The organism is Acaryochloris thomasi RCC1774 (assembly GCF_003231495.1).
Taxonomy (GTDB): Bacteria; Cyanobacteriota; Cyanobacteriia; order Thermosynechococcales; family Thermosynechococcaceae; genus RCC1774.
Window position 1 is genome coordinate 1 of the sequence record NZ_PQWO01000065.1, and the last position, 1,052, is coordinate 1,052.

Sequence of the window (1,052 nt, forward strand, 5' to 3'; positions counted from 1 at the left end):
GGCATTGTTAATTTCGATAATAGACCAGTTGAGAGAGCTACTTTACTTTCAATGCAAAGAAGGCTTGAGATTTCGAGTGTGGACCAAAGTAAGCTGTGGCTAAACGGCAATGTCGGATTTGGGCACAAGATGAATTTTTTCACTCCAGAGTCATTTCATGAGGAATTGCCTTTCTTCGATTCGACAAGGAAAATTGCCATAACTGCGGATACTCGCATTGATAATCGAGACGATGTGGCAAGGCACTTGGGAATTCGCTTGGCAAACGACCACCAGACTACGGATAGTCAACTTATTCTCTTAGCATACGAAAAGCGGGGCGTAGCATTTGCCAGTTATCTTATAGGTGACTTTTCTATTGTGATTTGGGATGAAAATAAAAACCAATTAGTGTTGGCAACAGATCACTTTGGTCATCAACCTATTTACTATCACTTTGAAAAAGGCCAATTCATCTTTGCTTCAGAGATTAAGCCCTTGACTGCCCTTATACAAAAGGGACCCAACCCAAATAAGATTTGTGACCTCCTGTTATTAGAGAATTTTTATGGCAATAAGGAGAGTACTTATTTGAAGGATATTTCAAGGGTTGAGCCGGCTACCACGATGGTAGTTAATGACAATGGTATTGAGAAACACGTCTATTGGAGACCTGACCCGACTAAGCGCCTACCTTATAAAAAGGAAAGTGACTTAGTAGAAGCTTTTCAAGAAGACATGTTTAGAGCTGTTGGCGATCGGATAAGGACCGATTTACCTGTGGCATCTATGTTAAGCGGTGGCTTAGATTCCTCGGCCATTACCGCAGTAGCAAGTCACATTTTAAAAAACCAGAATAAGGAGCTTATTGCCATTGCGGGAGTCATTCCTGAATCATCCAAACCGATGTTCACAGATGAGCGTGAATATATTGATGAGTTCAAATCCTTTGAAAACGTCAGGATAGAGTACATGACCGCGGAGGGCTTAGGACCAATGAGTGGAGTAGCTGAAAAACTGAGGCGAACTTTATTACCTAACTTTTCTAATCGTCATTTCATGTATGACGCCAT

General features: G+C 41.3%; 1 protein-coding gene. It reads left to right on the plus strand.

Annotated elements, in window-relative coordinates; translation table 11 throughout:
• Positions 1-78: 78 nt before the first annotated feature.
• Positions 79-1,052, plus strand: a 974-nt coding sequence (locus C1752_RS27930; RefSeq protein WP_199464553.1) for an asparagine synthase-related protein, incomplete at its 3' end; no start/stop codon positions are given.